Genomic DNA, 22,009 nt, shown 5'->3' with positions numbered 1-22,009 from the left:
AATAGATATAAATCGGAATCATTCTGAATTAAAATAGGTGAGATGCTATGAATAATATATTAGAAATTGAAGGTTTAACATTCCGATATGAAGATCGGAATGTGTTAGAAAATATTAATTTGCAAGTTCCGAAGGGAGCTTTTTTAGGTTTAGTGGGACCGAATGGTTCAGGTAAATCAACTTTACTTAAGTGTTTATTAGGCGTTTTAAAGCCAAAAGAAGGAAGCATACGCGTGTTTGGCGTTGATAGTAAGAAGTTTAAGGAATGGAACAAAGTTGGTTATGTATCCCAAAAGGCAAATAGTTTCAATTCTGGTTTTCCAGCAACTGTTTCTGAAGTTGTCTCAATGGGACTTGTTTCGAAAAAAGGGCTTTTTCGCTTTTTTACAAAAGAGGATAAAAAAAAGGTAGAAAAAGCAATTGCTGATGTAGGGATGAGTGAGTTTCAAGGTCGTAACATTGGAGAGCTTTCTGGTGGACAGCAACAGCGTGTATTTATTGCTCGTGCGCTCGTTAGTGATCCTGAATTGCTTATTTTGGACGAGCCTACTGTTGGAATCGATGTGAAAAATGTGGAAAGTTTTTACGAAATATTAGAGGATTTAAACAAAAGGCTCGGGATCACATTAATTCTTGTTACTCATGATATGGGAGCTGTTACTGAAAAAGTAACACATGTTGCATGCCTAAACCAACATCTACATTTCCATGGAAATGTAGAGAAGTTCCGAGAGTTAGAAGATGCAGAAATGTCCGTCTTATATGGACATCATGTTCATCGTTTAGAACACGAACATGAGCATCACGGGAGGATATAATGATACAAGATTTTTTACAATATGACTTTTTACGAAATTCTTTATACGCAGGTATTTTAATTGGACTTGTTGCACCGCTAATTGGTGTGTTTGTTGTTATTCGTCGTTTATCTCTTATTGCGGATGCATTAAGTCACGTGACGTTATCGGGTATTGCAGCAAGTTTATTACTTGAAAAAACCATTTTTACAGGTGGATTTTTAAACCCCTTATATATGGGGATGATTTTCTCGATTGGTGGAGCGCTACTAATCGAAAAGTTACGAACTGTATATAAGCACTATCAAGAATTAGCAATTCCAATTATCCTTTCGGCAGGGATGGGGGTTGGAGTTATTTTCATTTCACTTGCAAATGGATTTAACACAGACTTATTTAGTTATTTATTTGGTAGTGTCAGTGCTGTAACAAGTACAGATTTAATTATTATTGGGATTGTAGCAATTGTTGTTGTTGCGACAATTATTTTATTATATAAAGAGCTGTTTCTATTATCATTTGATGAGGAATACGCAGTATCAACTGGTTTAAGAGCGAAATGGATTCACTTTATTTTCATTATATTAGTTGCTCTTGTCATTGCAGTATCAATGCGTGTAGTGGGGGTTCTTCTCGTATCATCATTAATGACATTACCAGTTGCAGCAAGTATTCGTATTGCTAAAGGATTTAAACAAACAATTTTCTTTTCCATTTTATTTGGTGAAATTGCAGTAATTGGTGGAATGTTTGCTTCGTATCAACTTGATCTAGCGCCAGGTGGTACAATTGTTATGATAGCAGTTCTTATTTTAATCGGTGCGATTTTATGGAAGAAGAAAAAAACTGCATAAAGTAGGGATAGGTATGAATCTAACAGAAGCTTTACGCCTAATGAAAGAAAAAGGATATAAACATACTGGAAAAAGAGAAGAGATGCTCAGATTATTTGCAGCACATAATCGTTATTTAACTGCGAAAGACGTTTTAGAACATATGAAAGACGATTATCCAGGGCTTAGTTTTGATACGATTTATCGTAACTTAACAGTTTTTGCTGAGATTGGTGTTTTAGAACAAACGGAATTAAATGGCGAAAAACATTTTCGTTTTACTTGTTCTATTATGGAACATCATCATCATTTTATTTGTTTGGATTGTGGGGGGACGAAAGAGATTACTTCCTGCCCAATGGATTTTATGAATAAAGATTTTACTGGTTATGAAGTAACGGGTCATAAGTTTGAAATATATGGTCGTTGTCCAAAATGTGCAAAGTAAAAGCTCGTCGGTTATGTAACTGACGAGCTTTTTTACGTAGAAAAGAAGGTTGCTCACAAATATTGTGGCAACCTTCTTTTTATTGTTCTTGTGTCTCTTTTTCTTTTTCTCGTTCAGCAGCCATTTCAGCAGCAATTACGTCGATTTCTTTTTTCAGTTCTTCTACCATTGTTTCTTCTGGTACTTTACGAACGACTTGCCCTTTACGGAATAATAATCCCTCTCCACGTGCACCGGCAATACCGATATCAGCTTCACGAGCTTCACCAGGGCCATTTACAGCGCAACCAAGTACTGCAACTTTAATTGGTACTTGAAGTGTAGAGATGTATTCTTCCACTTCGTTAGCAATGCTAATTAAATCGATTTCAATACGACCACAAGTTGGACAAGAGATAAGTGTTGCTGCATTAGACGCAAGACCGAATGATTTTAATAATTCGCGAGCAACTTTTACTTCTTCAACTGGATCAGCACTTAATGAAATACGTAGTGTATTTCCGATGCCTTTATTTAAGATTGCTCCAAGACCAGCAGCACTTTTTACAGTTCCGGCAAACAATGTTCCAGATTCTGTAATACCTAAATGTAATGGATAATCAAAAGCACGAGCAGCTTTCTCGTATGCTTCGATTGCTAAGTTAACATCAGAGGCTTTCATAGATACGATAATATCGTGGAAATCTAAGTCCTCTAAAATTTTAATATGATGTAGCGCGCTCTCAACCATACCATCTGCAGTTGGGTACCCGTACTTTTCTAAAATGTGTCGCTCTAATGAACCAGCGTTTACACCGATACGGATTGGAATACCGCGCTCTTTTGCTGCATTTACAACAGCTTCTACTTTATGGCGACGACCAATATTACCTGGATTGATACGTACTTTATCGATGCCACCTTCAATTGCTTTTAAAGCAAGGCGATAATCAAAATGAATATCAGCAACAAGTGGAATGTTGATTTGTTTTTTTATATCAGCAATAGCATCTGCTGCGCGTTCATCTGGAACGGCAACGCGGACGACTTGACAGCCGGCTTCTTCTAAACGCTTGATTTCAGCAACTGTTGCTTCAACATCATGTGTTTTTGTTGTTGTCATACTTTGTATAATTAATTCATTATTACCGCCGATTGTTAAATTACCGACTTTAACTGGACGTGTTTTTGTACGATGAGTCATTTCATTCACGAATAGATCGCTCTCCTTATAAAAGAAGTTTCTTATTTAGTCCCTCATATCAATGATAGTATACGTGATATAGGGCTATAGAAACCGAAGTACTCGGTTTCACTTTTACTATTGTATCAGCGCCTTTATGTAATTGACAAGGATTAAGTGATAGCTTATTGATATAACGGGAATTTATAAGACTTTCCAATTTGTATTTTTGTAGCAGATGTACTTTTGTTTAATTGTTTAAAGTCGTCAATGACTTTTTCTATGGAAGGAATTTTTTTCTTGTTAATTTGTTCTGTAATAGAAAGAACTGTCTCACCAGTTTTTACTTCAATTGTTTTATAAGATACATCCGTTTCTTTTTCTGTTTTGTTCGCTTTATTTTGTTGACTGTCTGTGTTTTCTTTTTTAATTGTTTGAGCAGCAGTTGTTTTTTTATATGAACTTAACATCGGTAAAGTACCGATTTTTATATCGTAATAAAATATATAACCGAGAACAAGCACGAATAGGAATATACCTAATCTCTTCATATTCTTCACTCCTTTGCTAGGAATATATGCTTGTCCAAAAAAAAAATGCCTATTTAGGCATTTTTTATTTTTCTTTCGGTTTGGGTACCTCTTTAATCGTTAAGTATAGAACGATTAAAACAACAGCGATATAAATGAACGTTGCTCCAGGTACGACGATTTTGAATAAATCCATAATCATGAAGAAAATGGTTGGGATTGTGTAGCTGTATGCAGTTAGTGTCCAAACTTGTTTATAGGATAGTTTACGTTGACCGCTCATAGCAGAACCGATGAACGCAAGTAAAGTCACGCCTACAAAAGTGATGAATAATTGGAATAGGTACACTAAGAATCCAATAACAAATAATAAAATTGGATAAATATTATCGAATAAAGAAATAAATTCTTGTAAATCTTTTTTCTCCAGGGATGCACCTAACAAATCGTTATAAGAATACGTTTGTGTTTGACCATTTCCCATAGAGACTACTTTATCTTTTAAAACAAATAAACCTGTTTTATTTTGATATTTTTCTAGGTCTGTTGAATTTGGATCAAATACGAAAAGTGTATTTCCTTCTTCTTTTTCAATAGGTTGATCAATATCGGCTTTTAGTTCGCCATTTTCGATTTTAAAATCAGGTAAATCTTTATCGATGACTTGATTTACCATGCCAACACCATCCTGGATAAAACTACCGTACAAAAAAGTTCTTGGAATAGTAGTAATTAAGCAAAGTAGCATAATATACAAAATGGTTTTACCGATTTTTTGAAAACGGAATAGCGCCATATCTTTAGGCGAGTATATGCTTTTTACGAATTGGGTAAATATGGACATAGATTCACTTCCTTTATGTATGTATAAAATCATTGTAACGTAGGAATCTAGAGAATCTCAAGATATATTATATTTACATATAGTGGAGATAACTAAATTTCTTTTATTAACTTTCTTCTTTTAAATAAGAAAAATACAATTGACACTTTTCTTTTCTATATGGTAAATTTATCTTACATTTCTTAAAGAGCATATCCGATAGGAATTCCTCTATTTGATATGTTGTTACATACATAATTGTGGACCCTTAGCTCAGCTGGTTAGAGCAGACGGCTCATAACCGTCCGGTCGTAGGTTCGAGTCCTACAGGGTCCATATCCATTTCGCATGTTTATTATGTTAGCAGGAAGCTTCCTTGTAGAAGGAAGCTTTTTTTACGGAATATATGAGCATTTTAATTGAAAAGAAGTGGGAATTTTGCTACTTTAATGATAGCAAGACAATGTGATTTATTTGTTTGCACCCTATGGCAATTAGGGTAGAATGAAGTTGTATGTCACTTAAGTGGCAATACATAAACTGGGAGGAATATAACAATGGCAAAACACGAATTACCAAATTTACCTTATGCGTATGATGCTTTAGAGCCTCACTTTGACAAAGAAACAATGAACATCCATCATACAAAACATCACAACACGTACATTACAAACTTAAACGCTGCTTTAGAAGGTCATGCAGAATTAGCTGACAAAAGCGTAGAAGAATTAGTTGCAAACTTAAACGAAGTACCAGAAGCAATCCGTACAGCAGTACGTAACAATGGTGGCGGACATGCTAACCATACATTCTTCTGGACAATCCTATCTCCAAACGGCGGAGGACAACCTGTAGGTGAACTTGCAACTGCAATTGAAGCAAAATTCGGTAGCTTCGATGCATTCAAAGAAGAATTCGCAAAAGCTGGCGCAACTCGCTTCGGTTCTGGTTGGGCTTGGTTAGTAGTAAACAATGGTGAGTTAGAAGTAACAAGCACTCCAAACCAAGATTCTCCTTTAACTGAAGGTAAAACTCCAGTTATCGGTTTAGATGTTTGGGAGCATGCTTACTACTTAAACTACCAAAACCGTCGTCCAGACTACATCGGCGCATTCTGGAACGTTGTAGATTGGAACGCTGCTGAAAAACGTTACCAAGAAGCAAAATAATCGTAATAAATATAGAAAAAGCTAGGGGAGAGCTCCTAGCTTTTTTCTATGCTTTCCTTTTACATAATTGGGCTTGTCTTTGGAAGACTAGAACATGAAGTAAAGGAGAGTTGTGTATGAAATGGAAACATATAATTGGTGACGTTGAAGTGAATCGGGATTTAGTGTTATTGCTCCTTATAGGAGGTTTATACACGCTCGCAATTTCTTTATCGAATACGTTTGTAAATATTTATTTATGGAAACAAACACAAAATTATGTGAATCTTGGCTTGTATAATTTAGCCAGCGTGGTATTACAGCCTCTCACATTTCTTGTAGGGGGAAAATTAGCGAAACGTATCGATCGCTCGATTTTATTACGAATAGGAGTAGGGACGCTCGCAATTTTTTTTATTGTTGTCTTAGTAGCAGGGAAAAGTGCTTCTCAGTATATTTTATTAATGGGGGCTCTTTTAGGAGTAGGATACGGTTTTTACTGGTTGGCTTTTAACTTATTGACATTTGAAATTACAGAACCAGAAACAAGAGATTTCTTTAATGGGTTTCTTGGACTTCTTACATCCTTCTCTGGAATGATTGGACCAATAGCAGCAGGATACACAATTTCACGTATGGAGAAATGGAGTGGCTATACTGTTATATTCTTTCTTTCATTAGTTCTATTTGCAATTGCTGTCGTCTTAAGCTTCTTTTTATCTAAAAGAGAATGTGAAGGGCGTTATGAAATCGTGCAAGTATTGAAAGAACGACGGATTGATAAAAATTGGGGAAAGATTACACGAGCTCATTTTTTCCAAGGATTGAGAGAAGGAACGTTTATTTTTGTCATTTCAGTATATGTTTATTTAGCAACTAATAGTGAGTTTGCATTAGGGAAATACAGTTTAGTGAACTCTGCTGTATCCTTTGTATGTTATTACTTAGTTGCTCGTATGTTAAAGAAGGAGTGGCGAAAAAAAGCAATTTTACTTGGAGGCATTATTTTATATGCTGTCGTCTTTTTAGTTATTTTCAATGTTACATACACGAAATTACTTATTTATGCGGCATGTATTGCAATTGCATATCCTATTTTACTTGTTCCGTACGGATCAATGACATATGACGTAATTGGTAGAGCGAAAAATGCGAGAGAATGGCGTGTGGAATATGTCGTTGTTCGGGAGTTGTGGTTAAACGCCGGAAGAATCTGTTCCATTTTAAGTTTTTTATGTGCTGTACTATTCTTTCCACCTGAAAAAAGTTTACCTTACTTATTATGTATTTTAGGTGCTGGACATTTTCTTATTTATTTTGCAGTTAAAAATGTCAAATATGATGAGGGAAATGCGAGTAAAGCAAGTGTTGTAACGCAAGGGAACGCGCAAAATCAAACTGAACCAGAAGGTTAACTTCTCGTTTGTTTTATGCTAGAATAGAAAAAGATGTAAGACAGCAGTGAGGACACCTGTATGAAGGTGTCCCTTTCACATTACATAGCTGTTGGTAGAGGGGGTTTGTATGAGCAAGAAGCAGAAGCAAAATAAGAAAAAGACCCACGTTCCTTTTCGGTTAAACGTGCTGTTTTTCTGCGTGTTTTTAATGTTCTCCGCGGTTATTGTAAGGCTCGGATATGTACAAATTGTTCGCGGTGAAGAATATAAGAATGAAGTGGAGAAGAAAGAAAACTCAACGATAAGTAATCCTGTACCGCGTGGGAAAATATTTGACCGTTATGGGCGACCTGTAGTAGATAATGCAGCCGTTCGTACTATTACATTTACAAAAATGAAAGGATCAACTGCAGAAGATCGCTTAGAAACAGCGAAAAAGCTAGCAGATTTGATTGAAGTACCGACAGATAAATTAACAGATCGCGATAAAAAAGATTATTGGCTTGCTATGCATAAAGAGGAAGCTAAAGAAAAAATTACGAATAAAGATCGTCAAGAGTTTAAAGATAAAAAAATTGATGATAAAGAATTAGACGAGCGTCAGCGAAGTCGTGTAACAGAAGAAGAGATTAATCAATTATCCGCAAAAGATCTAGAAATACTAGCGATTAAAAGTAAGATGGACGGCGGATATGCAATGACACCTCAAGTTATTAAAAAGGATGCTACAGAAAAGGAATATTCGATTATTAGTGAAAACCTAGCAGCATTACCAGGTGTAGATACGAATGTTGATTGGGAGCGAAAATATACGTACGATGATTTATTCCGAAGTGTACTAGGTGGGGTGTCGACATCTGATGAAGGCTTACCGAGAGAAAGACTAGATTACTATCTTGTTCGTGATTATAATCGAAATGACCGAGTAGGAAAAAGTTATCTTGAACAACAGTATGAAGATAGTCTGCACGGTACGAAAGCAGAAGTTAGAAATGTTACAGATAAAAACGGTAATATTTTAGAAACGATTAATGTATCAAAAGGACAAAGTGGTAATGATCTGAATTTAACAATTGATATGGAATTACAAAAGCGTGTGGAAGATATTCTTGCGAAGAATTTAATGAGATTTAAAGGAAGCGAACCTCTTTTAGATCGCGCATTCGTTGTAATGATGAACCCAAAAAATGGTGAAGTTTTATCTATGGCGGGGAAACAATTAGTTAACGAAGATGGTCAAACGAAAGTAAATGACTTTGCATTAGGTACCATGACAAGTTCTTATCCGATGGGATCAACTGTAAAAGGTGCAACAGTACTTACTGGATATCAAACTGGTGCGATTCAACCAGGATCGGTGCAATTGGATGAACCAATTAAATTAAAAGGTACACCTACGAAGTCGTCTTGGAAAACGATGGGATACATTAATGACCTTACAGCTTTAAAAATGTCTTCTAACGTTTATATGTTTAAAACAGCGATGAATATCGCCGGTGTTAAATATGTGAGAGGTGGTACGTTAGATATACCTCAAAAAGCATTTGATACGATGCGTTATTATTTTGGACAGTTTGGACTTGGTGTAAAAACAGGAATTGATTTACCGAATGAATCTGCTGGTCAGATGGGTAGAAGTAGTCAACCAGGTTTCTTACTAGATTTATCAATTGGACAGTATGATACGTATACACCGCTTCAATTAGCGCAATATATTTCGACGATTGCCAATGGCGGATATCGCATGCAACCACAAGTTGTAAAAGAAATTCGTCAACCGGCAGTGAAACCAGATGAAGTTGGGAAAGTTGTTCAATCTATGGAACCGAAAGTATTAAATCGTATTGATATGCCGGAATCGCAAATTAAACATGTTCAAGAAGGATTTAGACAAGTGTATAATGATTCAGGTGGTACAGCTACAAAATACTTTACAGGTGCAAAATATAAAGCGGCAGGGAAGACGGGTACGGCGCAAACTGTGTATGGTGGAGATAAAGAGATTGGTAGAAATGCAAAAGGTGAACGTGTGGAAACATATAACTTAACATTAGTAGGTTATGCGCCACTTGAAGATCCAGAAGTAGCATTCTCTGTTGTCGTTCCATGGGTACATGATGATAAGACTGGTATTAATGGATATATTGGTCGTGAAATTATGGACGCTTACTTTGATTTGAAAAACAAGGAAGTAAATGGTGAAGCTCCAAAAGATGATAAAGACAATAAAAATAAAGAGCAAGATGATGAATAAAAAAGTTGTAAAAAAGCACACTATCTGAAAAGATAGTGTGCTTTTTTTTATGGTTTATGCATATCGTGTAATAAATGTGGACAAGTATACAACATTGAAAAAACGCGGCCGTATAAATGATACTTGTATATGATGGGATAGGGGATAACTGTTTTATAGGGAAATCATCAGAGGAAATGAATAGCTACTACTGAATTAAAATTGTACCGTATGTTGATTTTTTTGGAACTTTACAAAACTTTTACAAACAATTAAAACCGAATTAATAGTTTAGCAGTATTCTTATATCTGTAATCCTGTTATTTCCGGTTACTTCTAGGAGGAAGAACACGTGAAATGGATGCGTACACCGATTAAAGTTTTCGTATTATCAATATGGTTCCTCTGTTTTGAAATGTCTACTGCATTTGCTTTAAATGATACGGGAGAAGTGAGAGTTGATGGATCCTCAACGGTTTTTCCTATTATAGAAGCAGTAGCGGAGGAATATACAAAGGTGCATCCAGACGTGAAAATTTCCATCAGTATTTCTGGAACTGGGGGAGGATTTAATCGTTTCAGTAAAGGAGAAGTAGATATAAATAATGCTTCGAGAGTAATGAAACAAGTCGAGAAAAATGAAATGAAGAAAAACTCTATTCAGTTCACACCTTTTGAGGTTGCTAACGACGGTCTTACGATTGTTGTGAATCGCCATAATACATGGGTAGACGATATGTCAGTAGACGAGTTACGACTACTTTGGAGTGAAGATGGAAGAGAGAAGCGATGGTCACAAATTCATTCAACATGGCCACGTGAACAAGTGAAGTTTTATGCACCAGGCGTAGACTCTGGTACGTATGATTATTTTCAAAATGTCATCTTACAAAATCATCGCATTGTAAAAAAAGTCTCTTTGTCTGAAGATGATCAAGTTATTATGCAAGGGGTAATGAATGATAAACATGCCATTGCTTTTGTAGGATATGCTTATTATATGGCTAATCGAGATAAGGTGAAAGCAATAAAAGTAAATGGTGTATTTCCGACGAAAGAGACCATTCAATCAGGTAAGTATAAGCCGTTATCTAGGCCGCTACTTACTTATGTGAATAATGCATCTATCCGAAATAAAATGAATGTAGCAAACTATGTTGAGTTTATGATTCAGCATGTCGGTAACCTCGCTGAAGAGGTCGGATATGTAAAATTAAGAAAAGAAAAATACAATGAACAGCTGCGTATGTTAACAGAAATAAAAAGGTAATGTCAGGGTGGAAAGGGGTTTTCATCTTTGGCTCATAATGACAAAAGTCAAATTACATTTTCTGTACAACATTTGATTGAAAGAAATACAAAACAAAGAAAAAAAACGCAGCGAATCAATCGAATAGTGCCTTTATTACTAAAAATAATTGCTAGTGTTTCTATTGTGACGACACTTGGAATTGTTTTTACGCTCTCTAATGAAACAATCATGTTTTTTCAAAAAATATCATTATACTCCTTTTTAACGGAGAAAGAATGGTTACCATTTTTTGAAGATCCTAAATTCGGTATATTACCACTTATATGTGGAACGTTCCTTGTAACAGCAATTGCTATGTTTGTAGCAATTCCTATCGGTTTAGCGTGTGCCGTATTTTTAAGCGAATATGCTTCAAATAGTGCACGGAAAATATTAAAGCCGATGTTAGAGCTATTAGCAGGTATCCCGACAATTGTATATGGTTTTTTTGCATTAACAGTTGTTACACCGCTTTTACAAAGGATTATACCAGATTTACAGTTTTTTAATGCGATTAGTCCAGGAATCGTTATCGGATTTATGATGATGCCTACAATTGCATCTCTATCTGAAGACGCGATGAGATCTGTGGCGAAAGGGACGAAAGAAGCTTCATTAGCACTCGGAGCGACGCGGTTTGAAATGGTAAAACAAGTGGTGTTTCCGTCCGCTTTTACAGGGATTATGGCAGCAATTATATTAGCAGCTTCTCGTGCAATTGGTGAAACGATGATCGTTGTAATTGCAGCAGGATCCACACCAAATGTATCGCTTGATCCGACACATTCTATTCAAACGTTAACAGCCTATATTGTGCAAGTAAGTTTAGGTGATGCTCCGCATGGAACGATTACGTATTACAGCATGTATGCTGTAGGCGCAACGTTATTTTTGTTTACCTTTATTATGAACATCATTTCGCAGTCAATTATGCGCCGTTTTAGGAGGATGACATAATATGCGAATGTTGAATCATAAAAAAATACAAAAAAATATGGCATCACGCTTTTTAAAAGATCGAATTTACAAATTGTTATTTTATATAGCAATTTTATTTTCAATCGTAATTTTGTTTTTGTTACTGTTTCAAATTGTTGAAAAAGGTATAAGTTATCTTTCAATAGATTTCTTTACAAATTTCGCTTCACGTAATCCGAAAGAAGCTGGTATTGCTGCAGCTTTGTCAGGGACAATATTATTTATGAGTATTGTTATACCTGTTTCTTTTATATTTGGAGTTGGAACAGCACTTTATTTAGAGCAATATGCGAAGGAATCTCTATTTAAAAAAATAATAGAGATTAATAATCAAACGTTGGCAGGAGTACCATCCGTTGTATTTGGATTGCTTGGTTTAACTATTTTTGTATATGCTCTTCATTTAGGAGAGAGTATAGTTGCAGCAGCATTGACGATGAGTCTACTCGTTTTACCAACAGTTGTTGTGGCGAGTCAAGAAGCAATTCGATCAGTACCAAGTGTTTTATTAGAGGGTTCTTACGGATTAGGTGCTACGAAGTGGCAAACGATGTATCAAATTGTATTGCCATATGCTTTCCCAGGGATTATAACGGGCTGTACGTTAGCGATATCAAGAGCAATTGGAGAGGCTGCACCACTATTAGTTATTGGGGCACTTGCGTTTGCGAATTATGTTCCATTTAGTATGTTTGATAGATTTACAGTTCTACCAATTCAAATTTTTAATTGGATGAGTAGGCCACAAGAAGAATTTCAGTATGTAGCAGCAGCTGGGATGATTGTTTTGTTAGGTTTGTTGCTATTTATCAATATATTTGTTTTATGGTTACGAAATCGAAAATAAGTTGGAAGTGGATGAAAGGGGAATTCAAATGGTAGCAACAGTAGTAAATGTACAGGTGAAAAACGAAGAGAAAATCGAGACTGCGCCAAAGAAGGTAGTATTTGATACGAAAAATTTAAATTTATGGTACGGGGAAGACCATGCTTTAAAAGATATTAATTTAAGTATTCATGAGAATGAAGTTACAGCCATTATCGGTCCAAGTGGCTGTGGTAAATCAACTTACTTAAAAACATTAAATCGCATGGTAGAGTTAGTACCGATCGTTCGAACTACAGGTGTAATTGAGTATAGAGAACGCAATATATTTGATAAATCATATCCAGTTGAAGAATTAAGAACGCATGTAGGAATGGTGTTCCAAAAGCCAAATCCATTTCCAAAATCTATTTATGAGAATGTAACATACGGTCCAAAAATCCATGGTATTCGTGACAAAAAGACATTAGATGAAATTGTTGAAAAAAGTTTACGTGGAGCAGCGATTTGGGATGAGTTAAAAGATCGTTTGCACGATAATGCATACGGTTTATCTGGTGGACAGCAACAGCGTCTATGCATCGCACGCTGCTTAGCTATTGAGCCAGACGTTATTTTAATGGATGAGCCAACATCGGCATTAGACCCAATTTCAACATTAAAAGTAGAAGAATTAATTCAAGAGCTAAAGAAAGATTTTAGTATTGTTATCGTAACGCATAATATGCAACAAGCAGCGCGTATTTCAGACAAAACAGCTTTCTTCTTAAGCGGGGAAGTTGTGGAGTATACAGATACAAACAAATTATTTACGACTCCTTCAGATAAGCGTACAGAAGATTATATTACAGGTCGCTTTGGTTGATATCGTTTCAAAGCTAAGAGCAAATGCCCTCTTAACAGAGGGCATTTCTTATTTTATCTTACTGTTAATAAAGAAGTAATACTTCTCCTTATCTTAAGTTTTATTACAAGCGTAAGAGGCTATGTAGGAGATTTACCCCGCTATTTGCGGGCAGTAAGACCCCCACCTTAAAATTTAGCGAAAGCAAAGAAGTTAGGGAGGGGATCTTGCTGCCTATCAAATCCCGATTGATGAGGGTTGATTAAAGTTTCACTTTTATATAATGGCACATAATATTGAGGGGGAAGAAAAATGGTAAGAGAACAGTTTCAAGGTGATTTAAAAGCGTTACAGCAAAAGGTGATTGAGCTTGGAGAATTAGCAAATGCGGCTTTATTGATTGCTATGGAAGGTCTGCATACAAGAGATGTAGAGAAAGCGTTAGAGGTCATTGATGGTGATTACCGCATGGATAATTTAGAAGAGGAAATAAACGATCTTGCGCTTATGCTCATTACGAAGCAGCAACCTGTAGCAAGTGACTTAAGAAGGATTTTTATTTCAATTAAAACAGCGACAGATTTAGAGCGCATTGCAGATCATGCTGTTAATATTGCAAAGGCTACAATTCGTCTTGGGGAAAAAGAAGTGGCTGTTAGTTTGCACAACCTAGATGAAATGTTTGCGGTTGCAAATGAGATGTTGCATTTAGCGTTAGAAGCATATGAACAAGAAAATTTAACTTTTGCAAAACAAATTGCTGAAATGGATGATTCCGTTGATGAAATATATGGAAAAGCAATTCGTGAGTTTATATCTTCAGTTCCGGAACAACCAGAAGCAATTACGCAAATTACACAATTATCATTTGTCGCGAGATATATTGAGCGTGTAGCAGATCATATTACAAATATTGCTGAAAATGTCTTTTATTTAGTAAAAGGAAAGCATTATTTATTGAATGAGTAGGAATGAAAGTAGGTGATGAGAAATCACCTGCTTTTTTTAGTCAAAACATGACAAAAAAAGCTCGTTGTTTCCTTTAGTTTATGATGATAAGATGTATCATAATGTAATGGAAAAATTAGTATATATGTTTGTCGTTAATAAGTATTATTTACCAATTTATAGTAAGCGCTTTCTTGTTGTTTGAAATGTACTTTTTTATAGGTTAGAAATTTAATTATATAGTCTTCTAAATGAGGATGTGTTTAACTAATCAAGTTTATGCTGCTAGTTCATGTGGGATAGGGAATATACATATGGTATATGGAGTTACTGAACATTATATAAGTGGAGGCTGAAGTATATGAAGGGGGTTATTTTAGCTGGAGGAAAAGGAAGGCGCCTTAGACCATTAACATGTAATACTCCAAAGCCGATGTTACCATTATTAGAAAAACCAGTTTTAGAATATAATATTGAGTTATTACGCCAGCATGGTATTCGTGAAATTGCAATTACTGTTCAATATATGAGTACGACCATTAAGCAATATTTTGGTGACGGTAGTAAATGGGGAGTTAACTTGTATTATTTTGAAGACTCTCCTCCGCTTGGCACAGCAGGGAGTATTAAACAAGCAGAACAATTTTTAGATGAAACATTTGTTGTGATAAGCGGGGATGCATTAACTGACTTTCAATTATCAGAAGGAATTAGGTTTCATGAACAAAAGAAAAGAATGGTAACATTGTTTGTGAAAGAAGTAGAAAATCCACTCTCATTTGGATTGGTTGTAATGAATAAAGACCAGGAGGTTACACGATATATAGAAAAGCCGGGCTGGAATGAGGTAGTATCTAATGTTGTGAATACAGGCATATATATTATGGAGCCAGAAATCTTTTCTTACATACCGCCTAGGCAATTTTTTGATTTCAGTCATGATGTGTTTCCGTTATTGGCAAACAAAAATGTGTTATTCGCATATTTGTCAGAAGGTTATTGGTTAGATATCGGCACATTTAATCAATATCGACAAGCACAATTTGATTTGTTAACGAAAAAGTTACAAGTACCTATTCCTTATACAGAAGTATTACCGATGGTATGGATGGGAGAAGGGGTGACGATTGGTAAAGGGACGAAAATTCATGGCCCCTCTTTTATTGGAGAAGGAGCAAAGATTGGTACAGGAGCTGTAATTGAGCCATATTCTATTATTGGGAAAAATAGTATCGTTTCAAATTATTCTCATCTTCAAAAAAGTATTGTTTTTGCAAATACCCACATTGGGAAGTATTGTGAACTATTAGAAACGACAATAGGAGAGCGTACAATAGTTGAAGATGATGTTACACTGTTTCAAAAAAGTGTTGTAGCGGATCACTGTCACATCGGAAGAAGTACGGTAATTAAGCAAAAAGGAAAACTATGGCCTTATAAGGCGATTGATAGTCATTCGATAGTAGGAGCGGCTGGTATTCAAGAGAGTGAAATGAGTGCAGGGTGGTTACAAAAAAGCCGCATTGTAGGAAGAGGGAATGTTGAAATTACTCCCCAGTTTATCGTGAAGATTGCGATGGCGTATGGTTCTCTTTTTAAAAAAGGAGAAAGTATATTAATTGGAAGTCAAGAAAATATAGAAACAACCTCTTATAAAAATTTATTTTTACATGCTATTCATGGTATAGGGATTCATACGATGGAATGTAAAGAAATGAACGAGTCACTTTTTCAATATAGTGTTCATCATTTGCAATGTGCAGGTGGGGTTTTCATTCAAGTGGAGAATGAGAATGAGATTGTTATAAAGTTGTATGGTCAAGCTGGCATGCCGTTAACGTATAAGCAGCAAAAAGAGATAGAACAAGTATATATGTCCGAATTGTTTTATTACGTGCATGAGAAAGAGATGGGGCGAAATAAGCTGGTTCATGTTTCTATGAATGAGTATATAGAAGTTATATTGGGGCATATTGATATCGAGAAAATACAGATGCAGAAGTTTCATCTTCTTATTAATAAGAGAAATGATACGTTGCAACATTTACTTATGCTCTTTCTACAAAGACTTGGTTGTACAGTTACATGGATTTATGCAAGCGAACAAAAAGATCATGTGAAAGCTTTGATGAAATCAAGTAAAGCGAATATGGCTCTTATGTTTTCTGAGCAAGGAAATCATTTCGAGTTATACGATAAACATAGTAATATTTACCAAGGTACAGATTTGGAAGAGGTCGATATTCCAGATTTCTTACTCGAATCGACAGGAAATATTTACCCAATGTCTTTGAAGTTAGGAGAATGTTATCTTCTATTTTATACGCAGGATGAAAGAAAGTCGTTTCAAGTAAGGTGGAAGCGAGATATTTTATATCGGATTGGAAAATTATTCGAGCTAATAGCATTGCAAGGAAAAACGTTTCTCAGCATAGTAGAGCAATCACCTCCGCTCTATTTACTTTATGATGAAGTGGTATGTTCATGGAATGAAAAAGGGGAAATTATGAGGAAATTATTGGATGATATAGAAAGGAAGGGAGAAGGTATATTTGAAGGAGTACAGTTCAAATATACTGAAAAAGAGTGGTCTTATATCGTTTCTGACACAAAACAACCAAAATTTTTGGTGTATTCACATGCTAGAAACCCAGTAATAGCAAGGGAAAATATGAAAAATCTTATAGAAAAAATTAGACAATATCAAAAGGTGTAGAATTTTTATTTTAAAAGTGGTATTATAGTATAGTCTGATTTAAGTTATTAGTACTGGAGGGAAATAAGAATGCGTGTGAATATTACTCTAGCATGTACAGAATGCGGAGATCGTAACTATATCTCAAAGAAAAATAAACGTAACAACGCTGAGCGTATCGAGCTTAAAAAGTATTGCAAGCGTGACAAGAAGTCTACGTTACACCGTGAAACAAAGTAAGCAGTAGGAATATTTTCCTACTGTTTCTTTTTTTATTCGATTCCTATGTTAAAAGTGATACACTATCAGCATAGAGTAAAGTGTCACTGTAAGGGGGAGAATGTGTGAAAGCAGAGAAAGTACGTTTACGTAAACAAATAATAGAACACATGAATTCTTTATCAGAAGAACAGTATACAACTTTATCAGAACAGATTGCATTTTCGTTGTATGCGCAAAAAGAGTGGGTTGAAGCTAAAACAATTGGAATTACTCTTTCAATGGAAAATGAAGTGAATACATATCCTATTATCGAAAAAGCTTGGGAAGAAGGAAAGAAAGTTGTAGTTCCTAAGTGTAATAAAGGAACTAGAACGATGTCCTTCCGGCAAATTAATGATTTTGATCAATTAGAAACGGTGTATATGAATTTACGTGAACCGATTCCCGGGCTTACGGAAGAAGTGAATATGGATGAAATTGATCTTCAAATTGTCCCAGGCGTAGCTTATACAGAACGAGGAGAGCGAATTGGGTACGGCGGTGGCTATTATGATCGTTATCTCGTGCATTATAAAGGGAAAACGCTGTCATTAGCGTATGATTTTCAAATGGTAAAACACATTCCAGTAGAGCCATTTGATAAAAACATAGAAAAAATTATTACAGAAAAAGGAACACTGCTTATAAATAAGCTTGTATAGACAAATAAAAATTGACGAGACTTTTTCTTCTTGATTATAATGAAATATGTGAACGTTTTCTTATTATAATTTTTTATAGTAAGTGAGCATAGAGGGTGATGAAATGGTATCTATTTATGATATTCAGCAATTGCTAAAGAAATTTGGTACGATTATTTATACGGGAGATCGAATTGCAGATTTACAATTAATGCAAGATGAATTGCGTGAATTAAATCAATCACAGCTAATCGATCCACAAGACTATCAAACAGCTTTATTTTTATTGAAGCAAGAAATTCAAAAAGAGCTAAATAAGAATTAGATAAAGGTAGGTAAGCAACATGGAAGAGAAATGGTTAGTTGGTGTTGACCTTGGTGGTACAACGATTAAATTAGCATTTATTAATGTATACGGTGAAATTTTACATAAGTGGGAAATCCCTACGAATACAGGTGAGCAAGGAAAACATATTACACTTGATGTTGCGAAAGCAATTGATAAAAAGCTAGAAGAATTAGGCGAATTGAAGAGCAAATTAATTGGTATTGGTATGGGAGCTCCTGGTCCTGTACATGTGGCGTCTGGAATGATTTATGAAGCGGTTAATTTAGGATGGAAAAACTATCCGCTAAAAGATTTATTAGAAGTAGAAACAGGATTACCTGTTGTTATTGATAATGATGCGAACTTAGCAGCGCTTGGTGAAATGTGGAAAGGTGCTGGTGAAGGTGCAAAAGATTTAATCTGTATGACACTTGGTACGGGCGTTGGTGGTGGTGTAATCGCCAATGGTGAGATTGTACACGGCGTGAGTGGTGCTGCTGGTGAGATTGGACATATTACAGTCGTTACAGAAAATGCTTTCCCATGTAATTGCGGGAAGTCTGGTTGCTTAGAAACAGTAGCATCTGCGACAGGTATTGTACGTGTTGCTATGCAAAAAATACAAGAGACTAATAAAGAGAGCGTGTTGCGTTCTATGTTAGCTGAAGAAGGACGTATTACATCAAAAGATGTCTTTGAAGCACTTGGACAAGGTGATGAATTAGCAGGTGAAGTAGTAGAAAAAGTAGCTTCTTATTTAGGATTAGCTGTAGCGAACCTTTCTAGTACATTGAACCCAGAGAAAATTGTTATTGGTGGAGGCGTGTCTAAAGCTGGAGATGCGCTATTAGAACCAATTCAACGCTATTTCGAGCAATACGCTTTCTCACGTGCTGTAAAGAGCACGAAGTTAGCTATTGCAACACTTGGTAATGATGCAGGTGTTATCGGAGGAGCTTGGCTTGTAAAAAAGCACAAATACGAAGCGAAGATGATATAAGTTGTGAAATATGAAAAGAGGAAGGGGGAACCCTTCCTCTTTTTGTGTAAAATCTCGATGAAGAATAAAGTGTAAACGAATTAAGCTGCTGGTGGATACCCGTTATATAGAACAGTCATGATCGTAAACCATCCGAAAACGAGTACAGTTGCAATTGCAAAGCCGCTCGCGAAAAAGTTTTTTTCACGAAGTGTTCTAAGCGTAGCAAATACAGCTAACAGAGTGACAAGTGTAAAAATAATAACAAGGCCCATACAATATCCTCCTCTGTCTACCCATTTCTTATTATGAGTTTTTGGAATATTTACTCTTTTATATTGTACATGTTTTAAAAATGATTGTCGAGATAGCATCCTTTCTTTTCCTCAGAGAAAGAAATGTTGTATCATTAAAAGTAAGTTTTTAATAACTGGAGGAGATTTTTATATGAAATGGATACAAATGCCGTTAGGCCCATTACAAACAAATGCTTATATTTTAATGAACGATCAAAAAGAGTGCATTATCTTTGACCCTGGTCATGAAGGTGAAAAGCTCGTTACATATTTACAAGAAGAACAATTAAAACCATTGGCTGTTTTATTAACACATGCTCACTTTGATCATATCGGTGCTGTTGATGCCGTAAGAGACGCTTTTTATATTCCTGTGTACGTACATAAAGAAGAAGCAGATTGGTTAGGAGATGCAACTGTAAACGGCTCTCAAATTTTTATGATGAACCGCAGTATTACAGCAAAACCAGCGGATCATATTATTGATGCAGAAGGTACATTAACAATTGGATCATTTAATTTTGAAGTTTTTGAGACACCAGGACATTCTCCAGGAAGTATTTCTTATTATAGTAAAGAAGCGAATGCTGTATTCTCAGGAGATGTATTGTTCCAAATGAGCATTGGAAGAACAGATTTGCCTGGTGGAAGTTTTGCTGAATTAATTGGAAGTATTGAAGAGAAATTATTTGTATTACCAGATGAAACAGCGGTGTTATGTGGACATGGTCCAGAAACAAGCATTGGCTTTGAAAAAGAAAATAATCCGTTTTTACAATAAGGAGTTATTATGGGAATGGAGCTCATTTTAAGAGAATGGATGGGGAAAGAAAAGGATTATTCAATTTCATATAGTACGTATATGAACCTTGTATTGTATACGGAGGGTCATGGATATTATATGAAAGAACGTGAAAAGATTGGAAGACAAGGGGATTTTTTTACAAGTAGCAATGTATCCTCTGTTTTTGCAAAAACTTTTGCTAAACTTTTTATTCGTCTTGTTGAAAATGGTGAAGTTGCTTCGAATATTTGTGAGGTTGGTGGGGGAACAGGGAAGTTTGCCTATGATGTTTTACAAGAATGGAAGCAATTATCTCCAAACACCTTTATTAATTTAAACTATTCAATGATTGAAGTGAGCCCTTTTCATAGGAAATTACAGCAGGAGCAACTTGGCTCATTTTCTAATGTATCGTACTATACCTCCTATAGTGAAATGGGAGATTCTTTCGAGGGAATTCTTTTTTCGAATGAGTTGTTTGATGCATTTCCTGTTGAAGTAATTGAGAAAAGAAATGGTATATTGTATGAAGTACGTATTACATATACAGAGGAAGGAAACCTTTCAGAAGTATGTAGGCCGTTAAATAAAAGAATTGGTCGCTATTTATTGAAATATAATATTTATATTGCTGAAGGGCAACGTTTTGAAGTACCAATTGTTATGGAGGAGTATATAAAAGAAATTTCGAAATGGTTTCAAAAAGGTATATGTATTACAGTTGATTACGGATACACAAAAGAAGAATGGATGCATCCAGCACACCGCGAAGGAAGTTTGCGAGGATATTATCAGCATAAGCTAATGCGTAACCCACTAGCGCATCCAGGTGAAATGGATCTTACTACTCATGTTCATTGGGACGAGCTAAAGGAGATCTTTAGTATGCAAGGAATGAGTGCAGTATGGCATAAGAAACAATCTGAGTTCTTGTTAGCTGCAGGGATATTAGAACAGCTTACGAGCCATCAAGATACGAATCCTTTTTCTGAAACGCAAAAACAAAATCGAGCAGTTCGTTCTATGATTTTAAATGGAGGAGTAGGGAGTTCGTTTGATGTTGTTATACATACAAAAGATATGCAACATTTACATTTGGATCAGTATGTAACAATATAAAAAACAAGACACAGTATATACTGTGTCTTGTTTTTTAATACGACTTATGTAGTATTATATATTTCCTCTCATGATATATATTTATATTAAAGATATGAGATAAAAAATATAGAATACGTTCTTTTTCTGCGATTATTAGTCCCTAACCTAATAATACACGAACGAGTTGAATGATTGTTTCATTCTCTACTTTGTAATAAATTTCCAATCCTTTTCTTTCACTAGAAACGATTTTAGCGCTTTTTAATTTTGCTAAATGCTGTGAAATTGTAGATTGTGGCATGTTTAAGCCAGTATACATTGTAGAAACGTTGCTTGGACCGCGCTCGATTAATCCTTTTACGATACATAAACGAACAGGATGAGCTAGCACTTTTAATAATTCTGCATTACTTTCATATAGTTCTAATTCTTTTTGAAAGGTTTCTAACATGTTCTTTTCCACCTCCGTGTGAGCTATTATACCATACTATACATACCAAAAATTTAAAGAAAAGAAAATAGTTGTTGCAGAAAAAAAGTCCTAAAGTAAAGAAATTGTAAGAAAAGAGACCCGGATGTAAATAAAATAGGTAAATTAGCATGTTTTTGTAAAATGACATTTTTGGGTGAAAATTTCGATGCGTTTTAAAAATTGAAAGATATAGA

Annotated in this window: 23 protein-coding genes and 1 tRNA gene; 19 read left to right on the top strand and 5 right to left on the bottom strand. The window is 35.3% G+C overall.

From position 1 onward, the window contains the following. Positions 1 to 47 precede the first annotated feature (47 nt). The 3 genes from V7S45_RS20995 to V7S45_RS20985 are packed head-to-tail and all read left to right on the top strand — an operon-like array spanning position 48 to position 2,078. Entirely contained in the window at positions 48 to 818 is a 771-nt protein-coding gene (locus V7S45_RS20995; protein WP_001059662.1) for a metal ABC transporter ATP-binding protein, read from the top strand. After that, entirely contained in the window at positions 818 to 1,651 is an 834-nt protein-coding gene (locus V7S45_RS20990; protein ID WP_000613815.1) for a metal ABC transporter permease, read from the top strand. The genes V7S45_RS20995 and V7S45_RS20990 overlap by 1 nt, the downstream gene beginning before the upstream one ends. A 13-nt stretch (positions 1,652 to 1,664) precedes the next feature. Beyond that, positions 1,665 to 2,078, top strand: coding sequence for a Fur family transcriptional regulator (locus tag V7S45_RS20985; protein WP_001054516.1), 414 nt, complete (start codon positions 1,665 to 1,667; stop codon positions 2,076 to 2,078). Positions 2,079 to 2,157: 79 nt separating this feature from the next. On the opposite strand, the gene ispG is transcribed toward V7S45_RS20985, so the two are convergent. From ispG to yqgB, 3 genes are all read right to left on the bottom strand, one after another. Next, positions 2,158 to 3,261 carry a flavodoxin-dependent (E)-4-hydroxy-3-methylbut-2-enyl-diphosphate synthase gene (gene ispG / locus V7S45_RS20980; protein ID WP_153577907.1) on the bottom strand — a complete coding sequence of 368 codons (1,104 nt, stop codon included), beginning with the start codon at positions 3,259 to 3,261 and terminating at the stop codon, positions 2,158 to 2,160. Between the two features lie 164 nt (positions 3,262 to 3,425). Continuing rightward, entirely contained in the window at positions 3,426 to 3,791 is a 366-nt protein-coding gene (gene yqfZ, locus V7S45_RS20975) for a protein YqfZ (protein WP_000825414.1), read from the bottom strand. 64 nt (positions 3,792 to 3,855) lie between these two features. Beyond that, positions 3,856 to 4,614, bottom strand: a complete 759-nt coding sequence (yqgB, locus tag V7S45_RS20970; RefSeq protein WP_000021898.1) for a protein YqgB — start codon at positions 4,612 to 4,614, stop codon at positions 3,856 to 3,858. A gap of 241 nt (positions 4,615 to 4,855) precedes the next feature. Between yqgB and V7S45_RS20965 the strand changes: the two genes are divergently transcribed. The 14 genes from V7S45_RS20965 (at position 4,856) to glcK (ending at position 19,183) form a co-directional block, all read left to right on the top strand. Continuing rightward, positions 4,856 to 4,929 (top strand) — tRNA-Ile (locus tag V7S45_RS20965). Between the two features lie 221 nt (positions 4,930 to 5,150). Further along, positions 5,151 to 5,762 carry a superoxide dismutase [Mn] gene (gene sodA, locus V7S45_RS20960; RefSeq protein ID WP_001052031.1) on the top strand — a complete coding sequence of 204 codons (612 nt, stop codon included), beginning with the start codon at positions 5,151 to 5,153 and terminating at the stop codon, positions 5,760 to 5,762. A gap of 116 nt (positions 5,763 to 5,878) precedes the next feature. Then, positions 5,879 to 7,156: an MFS transporter gene (locus V7S45_RS20955; RefSeq protein ID WP_000871384.1), complete on the top strand. Its 1,278-nt coding sequence runs from the start codon at positions 5,879 to 5,881 to the stop codon at positions 7,154 to 7,156. Positions 7,157 to 7,265: 109 nt separating this feature from the next. Continuing rightward, positions 7,266 to 9,392 (top strand): penicillin-binding protein 2, encoded by a 2,127-nt coding sequence (locus V7S45_RS20950; protein WP_000038992.1) that lies wholly within the window; start codon positions 7,266 to 7,268, stop codon positions 9,390 to 9,392. Between the two features lie 331 nt (positions 9,393 to 9,723). Continuing rightward, positions 9,724 to 10,641, top strand: a complete 918-nt coding sequence (locus V7S45_RS20945; RefSeq protein WP_000871830.1) for a PstS family phosphate ABC transporter substrate-binding protein — start codon at positions 9,724 to 9,726, stop codon at positions 10,639 to 10,641. 27 nt (positions 10,642 to 10,668) lie between these two features. Continuing rightward, positions 10,669 to 11,619, top strand: a complete 951-nt coding sequence (gene pstC / locus V7S45_RS20940; protein ID WP_089607635.1) for a phosphate ABC transporter permease subunit PstC — start codon at positions 10,669 to 10,671, stop codon at positions 11,617 to 11,619. A 1-nt stretch (position 11,620) separates the two neighbouring features. Beyond that, positions 11,621 to 12,487, top strand: a complete 867-nt coding sequence (gene pstA / locus V7S45_RS20935; RefSeq protein ID WP_001242557.1) for a phosphate ABC transporter permease PstA — start codon at positions 11,621 to 11,623, stop codon at positions 12,485 to 12,487. Between the two features lie 28 nt (positions 12,488 to 12,515). After that, positions 12,516 to 13,331: a phosphate ABC transporter ATP-binding protein gene (gene pstB, locus V7S45_RS20930; protein WP_000226686.1), complete on the top strand. Its 816-nt coding sequence runs from the start codon at positions 12,516 to 12,518 to the stop codon at positions 13,329 to 13,331. A gap of 291 nt (positions 13,332 to 13,622) precedes the next feature. Further along, a complete protein-coding gene (gene phoU / locus V7S45_RS20925; RefSeq protein WP_000251240.1) occupies positions 13,623 to 14,279 on the top strand; it encodes a phosphate signaling complex protein PhoU in 657 nt (218 codons plus the stop codon). 340 nt (positions 14,280 to 14,619) lie between these two features. Further along, positions 14,620 to 16,974, top strand: coding sequence for a sugar phosphate nucleotidyltransferase (locus V7S45_RS20920; RefSeq protein WP_089607634.1), 2,355 nt, complete (start codon positions 14,620 to 14,622; stop codon positions 16,972 to 16,974). 69 nt (positions 16,975 to 17,043) lie between these two features. Continuing rightward, a complete protein-coding gene (gene rpmG / locus V7S45_RS20915; RefSeq protein ID WP_001265616.1) occupies positions 17,044 to 17,193 on the top strand; it encodes a 50S ribosomal protein L33 in 150 nt (49 codons plus the stop codon). Positions 17,194 to 17,297: 104 nt separating this feature from the next. Then, positions 17,298 to 17,876 (top strand): 5-formyltetrahydrofolate cyclo-ligase, encoded by a 579-nt coding sequence (locus V7S45_RS20910; RefSeq protein WP_000642749.1) that lies wholly within the window; start codon positions 17,298 to 17,300, stop codon positions 17,874 to 17,876. A gap of 103 nt (positions 17,877 to 17,979) precedes the next feature. Beyond that, entirely contained in the window at positions 17,980 to 18,180 is a 201-nt protein-coding gene (locus V7S45_RS20905) for a YqgQ family protein (RefSeq protein ID WP_000253699.1), read from the top strand. Between the two features lie 19 nt (positions 18,181 to 18,199). Further along, a complete protein-coding gene (gene glcK / locus V7S45_RS20900; RefSeq protein WP_000391704.1) occupies positions 18,200 to 19,183 on the top strand; it encodes a glucokinase in 984 nt (327 codons plus the stop codon). Between the two features lie 80 nt (positions 19,184 to 19,263). Here glcK and V7S45_RS20895 read toward each other — a convergent pair whose 3' ends face one another. Beyond that, positions 19,264 to 19,437 (bottom strand): DUF2759 domain-containing protein, encoded by a 174-nt coding sequence (locus tag V7S45_RS20895; RefSeq protein ID WP_000524852.1) that lies wholly within the window; start codon positions 19,435 to 19,437, stop codon positions 19,264 to 19,266. A gap of 172 nt (positions 19,438 to 19,609) precedes the next feature. Here V7S45_RS20895 and V7S45_RS20890 point away from each other — a divergent pair, with 172 nt between their 5' ends. Both V7S45_RS20890 and V7S45_RS20885 read left to right on the top strand, forming a co-directional pair. Next, entirely contained in the window at positions 19,610 to 20,239 is a 630-nt protein-coding gene (locus V7S45_RS20890; protein ID WP_000871231.1) for an MBL fold metallo-hydrolase, read from the top strand. Between the two features lie 9 nt (positions 20,240 to 20,248). Then, complete coding sequence (locus V7S45_RS20885) at positions 20,249 to 21,361, top strand: SAM-dependent methyltransferase (protein WP_000525154.1); 1,113 nt, start codon at positions 20,249 to 20,251, stop codon at positions 21,359 to 21,361. Positions 21,362 to 21,503: 142 nt separating this feature from the next. Here the strand turns inward: V7S45_RS20885 and V7S45_RS20880 are convergent, their stop codons facing one another. Further along, entirely contained in the window at positions 21,504 to 21,794 is a 291-nt protein-coding gene (locus tag V7S45_RS20880) for a metalloregulator ArsR/SmtB family transcription factor (RefSeq protein ID WP_000894377.1), read from the bottom strand. Between the last annotated feature and the right edge of the window lie 215 nt (positions 21,795 to 22,009).

This window comes from Bacillus sp. BR3(2024) (genome assembly GCF_039134555.1).
GTDB lineage: Bacteria > Bacillota > Bacilli > Bacillales > Bacillaceae_G > Bacillus_A > Bacillus_A cereus.
Note: the sequence above shows the minus strand (reverse complement) of the source record. Positions and strands in the feature narration are given on the sequence as shown.